Source organism: Streptomyces sp. NPDC102259 (assembly GCF_044766465.1).
Lineage (GTDB): Bacteria > Actinomycetota > Actinomycetes > Streptomycetales > Streptomycetaceae > Streptomyces.
The window spans coordinates 1-6,552 of record NZ_JBIWMA010000062.1 but is presented as its reverse complement, the minus strand read 5'-3'; the positions used below and the strand labels follow the sequence as shown (position 1 = coordinate 6,552).

The window sequence follows — 6,552 nt, the reverse complement described above, 5'->3', positions numbered from 1 at the left end:
GCGTTTCTTGTTATCCAGCGCCCCCTGTTCGACGCCGTGCTCATCCCCAAGAGCCGAGGTTGTTTCTGTCATGATGTATTCTCCGAGCCATAACAATGATGAAATTTGGCTTCCTGCCGCCCTGGTTGTTACTTTATTGTTATTTATAAGTTAACAGCCAAACTTAATAGCGGACGAAGAATATCTGACATTCAGAGAAACAATGCGTTGGTTTTGTGATGAATATTAAACAGTACGATGAAAGCTGAAGCGGATTACAACGGGGATTTTCCATTTTACGCATAGCAAAAAGCCCTGAACGTCAGTTCAGGGCTTTCGGCTTTATTTGATGCCTGGCAGTGTCCTACTCTCGCATGGGGAGACCCCACACTACCATCGGCGCTACGGCGTTTCACTTCTGAGTTCGGCATGGGGTCAGGTGGGACCACCGCGCTATTGCCGCCAGGCAAATTCTGTTTCATTCCAACCGCCTCACTTCCATGAAGCCATCAGAACCAATCTCGGAACGTCGCTGAAAATCTCTCTAAAAACACCTTCGGTGTTGTAAGGTTAAGCCTCACGGATCATTAGTACTGGTTAGCTCAATGCATCGCTGCACTTACACACCCAGCCTATCAACGTCTTAGTCCTAAACGTTCCTTCAGGGACCTTAAAGGCCCAGGGAAGACTCATCTTGAGGCAAGTTTCGCGCTTAGATGCTTTCAGCGCTTATCTTTTCCGCACTTAGCTACCGGGCAATGCCATTGGCATGACAACCCGAACACCAGTGGTGCGTTCACTCCGGTCCTCTCGTACTAGGAGCAACCCCTCTCAATCTTCCAACGCCCACGGCAGATAGGGACCGAACTGTCTCACGACGTTCTAAACCCAGCTCGCGTACCACTTTAAATGGCGAACAGCCATACCCTTGGGACCTACTTCAGCCCCAGGATGTGATGAGCCGACATCGAGGTGCCAAACACCGCCGTCGATATGAACTCTTGGGCGGTATCAGCCTGTTATCCCCGGAGTACCTTTTATCCGTTGAGCGATGGCCCTTCCATTCAGAACCACCGGATCACTAAGACCTACTTTCGTACCTGCTCGAGCCGTCACTCTCGCAGTCAAGCTAGCTTATGCCTTTGCACTAACCTCACGATGTCCGACCGTGATTAGCTAACCTTCGTGCTCCTCCGTTACTCTTTGGGAGGAGACCGCCCCAGTCAAACTACCCACCAGACACTGTCCTCACCCCAGATTATGGGGCCGAGTTAGAACATCAAACATTAAAGGGTGGTATTTCAAGGATGGCTCCACGCAGACTGGCGTCCACGCTTCAAAGCCTCCCACCTATCCTACACATCAAGGCTCAATGTTCAGTGTCAAGCTATAGTAAAGGTTCACGGGGTCTTTCCGTCTTGCCGCGGGTACACTGCATCTTCACAGCGAGTTCAATTTCACTGAGTCTCGGGTGGAGACAGCCTGGCCATCATTACGCCATTCGTGCAGGTCGGAACTTACCCGACAAGGAATTTCGCTACCTTAGGACCGTTATAGTTACGGCCGCCGTTTACTGGGGCTTCGATCAAGAGCTTCGCCTTGCGGCTGACCCCATCAATTAACCTTCCAGCACCGGGCAGGCGTCACACCGTATACGTCCACTTTCGTGTTTGCACAGTGCTGTGTTTTTATTAAACAGTTGCAGCCAGCTGGTATCTTCGACTGGCTTCAGCTCCATCCGCAAGGGACTTCACCTACATGCCAGCGTGCCTTCTCCCGAAGTTACGGCACCATTTTGCCTAGTTCCTTCACCCGAGTTCTCTCAAGCGCCTTGGTATTCTCTACCTGACCACCTGTGTCGGTTTGGGGTACGATTTAATGTTACCTGATGCTTAGAGGATTTTCCTGGAAGCAGGGCATCAACTACTTCTGCACCGTAGTGCATCGTCATCACGCCTCAGGGTTAGTATGCAACCGGATTTACCAGGTCACACCCCCTACACGCTTAAACCGGGACAACCGTCGCCCGGCTAGCCTAGCCTTCTCCGTCCCCCCTTCGCAGTAACACCAAGTACAGGAATATTAACCTGTTTCCCATCGACTACGCTTTTCAGCCTCGCCTTAGGGGTCGACTCACCCTGCCCCGATTAACGTTGGACAGGAACCCTTGGTCTTCCGGCGAGCGGGCTTTTCACCCGCTTTATCGTTACTTATGTCAGCATTCGCACTTCTGATACCTCCAGCAACCCTCACAGGCCACCTTCAACGGCTTACAGAACGCTCCCCTACCCAACAACGCCTAAGCGTCGCTGCCGCAGCTTCGGTGCATGGTTTAGCCCCGTTACATCTTCCGCGCAGGCCGACTCGACCAGTGAGCTATTACGCTTTCTTTAAATGATGGCTGCTTCTAAGCCAACATCCTGGCTGTCTATGCCTTCCCACATCGTTTCCCACTTAACCATGACTTTGGGACCTTAGCTGGCGGTCTGGGTTGTTTCCCTCTTCACGACGGACGTTAGCACCCGCCGTGTGTCTCCCGTGATAACATTCTTCGGTATTCGGAGTTTGCATCGGTTTGGTAAGCCGGGATGGCCCCCTAGCCGAAACAGTGCTCTACCCCCGAAGATGAGTTCACGAGGCGCTACCTAAATAGCTTTCGGGGAGAACCAGCTATCTCCCGGTTTGATTGGCCTTTCACCCCCAGCCACAAGTCATCCGCTAATTTTTCAACATTAGTCGGTTCGGTCCTCCAGTTAGTGTTACCCAACCTTCAACCTGCCCATGGCTAGATCACCGGGTTTCGGGTCTATACCTTGCAACTAATCGCCCAGTTAAGACTCGGTTTCCCTACGGCTCCCCTATACGGTTAACCTTGCTACAAAATATAAGTCGCTGACCCATTATACAAAAGGTACGCAGTCACACCACGAAGGTGCTCCCACTGCTTGTACGTACACGGTTTCAGGTTCTATTTCACTCCCCTCGCCGGGGTTCTTTTCGCCTTTCCCTCACGGTACTGGTTCACTATCGGTCAGTCAGGAGTATTTAGCCTTGGAGGATGGTCCCCCCATATTCAGACAGGATGTCACGTGTCCCGCCCTACTCATCGAACTCACGACCTGTGCATTTTAGTGTACGGGGCTATCACCCTTTGCTGCGCGACTTTCCAGACGCTTCCACTAACACACAAGCCGATTCAGGTTCTGGGCTCCTCCCCGTTCGCTCGCCGCTACTGGGGGAATCTCGGTTGATTTCTTTTCCTCGGGGTACTTAGATGTTTCAGTTCCCCCGGTTCGCCTCATGCCACTATGTATTCATGACATGATAGTGTGTCGAAACACACTGGGTTTCCCCATTCGGGTATCGCCGGTTATAACGGTTCATATCACCTTACCGACGCTTTTCGCAGATTAGCACGCCCTTCATCGCCTCTGACTGCCTAGGCATCCACCGTGTACGCTTAGTCACTTAACCTCACAACCCGAAGATGTTTCCATCGTTCGTGCTGCAAACATTTGAGAGACTCTATGACAGGTTACTCTTCATCCCAGTACATCTACGGAGGGATAAATTTCAGCCGTCATGTTTCAATTTTCAGCTTGTTCCAGATTGTTAAAGAGCAATATCTTAAACATGACTCGCAAGTCATCTTTAAGATTTTTTCGGTTATCGCTAACCGGTGATAATGTCTTTCACTCATTATCGGAATGGCGTCCCCAAGGGGATTCGAACCCCTGTTACAGCCGTGAAAGGGCAGTGTCCTAGGCCTCTAGACGATGGGGACACGAAATTGGCTTATCGAATCACCGATTCGATAATTTCGGGTAAAGGTGAGATTTTTCGTGAAAAATCGAGCGCCATTGTCGTTTGTCACTGCACTGGACAGTCACAAATCTCCCGGCACTTACCTATACCACAAGGTTTTGTTTGCTCATTACTTTTTCATCAGACAATCTGTGTGAGCACGCCACTCGAATCAATATCTTTAGGTAAGGAGGTGATCCAACCGCAGGTTCCCCTACGGTTACCTTGTTACGACTTCACCCCAGTCATGAATCACAAAGTGGTAAGCGCCCTCCCGAAGGTTAAGCTACCTACTTCTTTTGCAACCCACTCCCATGGTGTGACGGGCGGTGTGTACAAGGCCCGGGAACGTATTCACCGTAGCATTCTGATCTACGATTACTAGCGATTCCGACTTCATGGAGTCGAGTTGCAGACTCCAATCCGGACTACGACATACTTTATGAGGTCCGCTTGCTCTCGCGAGGTCGCTTCTCTTTGTATATGCCATTGTAGCACGTGTGTAGCCCTACTCGTAAGGGCCATGATGACTTGACGTCATCCCCACCTTCCTCCAGTTTATCACTGGCAGTCTCCTTTGAGTTCCCGGCCGAACCGCTGGCAACAAAGGATAAGGGTTGCGCTCGTTGCGGGACTTAACCCAACATTTCACAACACGAGCTGACGACAGCCATGCAGCACCTGTCTCAGAGTTCCCGAAGGCACCAAAGCATCTCTGCTAAGTTCTCTGGATGTCAAGAGTAGGTAAGGTTCTTCGCGTTGCATCGAATTAAACCACATGCTCCACCGCTTGTGCGGGCCCCCGTCAATTCATTTGAGTTTTAACCTTGCGGCCGTACTCCCCAGGCGGTCGATTTAACGCGTTAGCTCCGGAAGCCACGCCTCAAGGGCACAACCTCCAAATCGACATCGTTTACAGCGTGGACTACCAGGGTATCTAATCCTGTTTGCTCCCCACGCTTTCGCACCTGAGCGTCAGTCTTCGTCCAGGGGGCCGCCTTCGCCACCGGTATTCCTCCAGATCTCTACGCATTTCACCGCTACACCTGGAATTCTACCCCCCTCTACGAGACTCTAGCTTGCCAGTTTCAAATGCAGTTCCCAGGTTGAGCCCGGGGATTTCACATCTGACTTAACAAACCGCCTGCGTGCGCTTTACGCCCAGTAATTCCGATTAACGCTTGCACCCTCCGTATTACCGCGGCTGCTGGCACGGAGTTAGCCGGTGCTTCTTCTGCGAGTAACGTCAATTGATGAACGTATTAAGTTCACCACCTTCCTCCTCGCTGAAAGTGCTTTACAACCCGAAGGCCTTCTTCACACACGCGGCATGGCTGCATCAGGCTTGCGCCCATTGTGCAATATTCCCCACTGCTGCCTCCCGTAGGAGTCTGGACCGTGTCTCAGTTCCAGTGTGGCTGGTCATCCTCTCAGACCAGCTAGGGATCGTCGCCTAGGTGAGCCATTACCCCACCTACTAGCTAATCCCATCTGGGCACATCTGATGGCAAGAGGCCCGAAGGTCCCCCTCTTTGGTCTTGCGACGTTATGCGGTATTAGCTACCGTTTCCAGTAGTTATCCCCCTCCATCAGGCAGTTTCCCAGACATTACTCACCCGTCCGCCGCTCGTCACCCAGGGAGCAAGCTCCCCTGTGCTACCGCTCGACTTGCATGTGTTAAGCCTGCCGCCAGCGTTCAATCTGAGCCATGATCAAACTCTTCAATTAAAAGCTTGATTTGCTTCCACTCGAGAAGCGATGCTCAAAGATTTACTGCATGAATTTTACTTCAGTTAGTCACTCTTCAAGACTTGATATTTTTTTGCATCCGAAGATGCTGGATATCGTCTTGTGGAGTGCCCACACAGATTGTCTGATAAATTGTTAAAGAGCAGTGAGTTAGTCGCTTTCGCTTGCTAACTCGAGGTGGCGTATATTACGCTTTCCTCTTTCAGAGTCAACCCTAATTTTCAGGATTTTTTCTCTTTCTTCCCGGCCGCTGTGTGAAGTGAATCACTTGCGCCGTGTCGATGGAGGCGCATTATAGGGATCCGAGTTTTTTGCACAACCCCTTTTTTGATCTTTTCTTTCTGTTTGCACACTTTTCAGCCCTTCCGGGTGGATCTTGTGCGATCAGGGCCATTTTCCGCAGGATCCGGCGCTGAGATTGGTTGTAATTCCATCGTCAGAGTCTAGTATTGCCGGTAAATATGATCCCGAGGTGAGGCAGCACTATGTCCGATGCAGTACGTTCTTATCTTCAATACACCCCTAAACTCGGTCAGCGCGTCCTGATCGATCCTTCCAGCGTCGTCATCGGCGACGTCGATCTGGCGGATGACGTCAGTATCTGGCCGCTGGTCGCCATCCGCGGCGACGTCAATGCGGTAAAGATCGGCGCACGCAGCAATATTCAGGACGGCAGCGTACTGCACGTGACTCATCGCTCCGAACATAACCCTGACGGTTATCCCCTGCTGATTGGAGAAGACGTGACCGTGGGCCATAAAGCGATGCTGCACGGCTGCGCCATCGGCAACCGAGTGCTGGTCGGTATGGGATCAATCCTGTTGGACGGTGCAGTAATAGAAGACGACGTGATGATTGGCGCCGGCAGTTTAGTGGCGCCGGGCAAACGTCTGGCCAGCGGCTATCTCTATATGGGTAGCCCGGCACGCCAGATTCGGCCGTTAACCGCCGCCGAGTTGGAAGGGTTGCTTTATTCTTCGAACAACTATGTACGCTGGAAAGATGAATACCTGTCGGAAG

At 51.6% G+C, this 6,552-nt stretch carries 1 protein-coding gene, 1 tRNA gene and 3 rRNA genes; 1 reads left to right on the top strand and 4 read right to left on the bottom strand.

Annotation, left to right across the window (positions count from 1 at the left end; all coding sequences use genetic code 11):
• Positions 1-330 precede the first annotated feature (330 nt).
• The 4 genes from rrf to ACIRPU_RS44300 form a co-directional block, all read right to left on the bottom strand.
• Positions 331-446: ribosomal RNA gene (rrf, locus tag ACIRPU_RS44315) — 5S ribosomal RNA — on the bottom strand.
• Between the two features lie 99 nt (positions 447-545).
• Positions 546-3,453: ribosomal RNA gene (locus ACIRPU_RS44310) — 23S ribosomal RNA — on the bottom strand.
• Positions 3,454-3,687: 234 nt separating this feature from the next.
• Positions 3,688-3,763: transfer RNA gene (locus ACIRPU_RS44305), tRNA-Glu, on the bottom strand.
• A gap of 206 nt (positions 3,764-3,969) precedes the next feature.
• A 16S ribosomal RNA gene (locus ACIRPU_RS44300) occupies positions 3,970-5,511 on the bottom strand.
• The 16S, 23S and 5S rRNA genes sit together here with 1 tRNA gene alongside, the layout of an rRNA operon.
• A 506-nt stretch (positions 5,512-6,017) precedes the next feature.
• On the opposite strand from ACIRPU_RS44300, the gene ACIRPU_RS44295 reads away from it, so the two are divergent.
• Positions 6,018-6,552, top strand: a 535-nt coding sequence (locus ACIRPU_RS44295; protein WP_403878934.1) for a gamma carbonic anhydrase family protein, incomplete at its 3' end; no start/stop codon positions are given.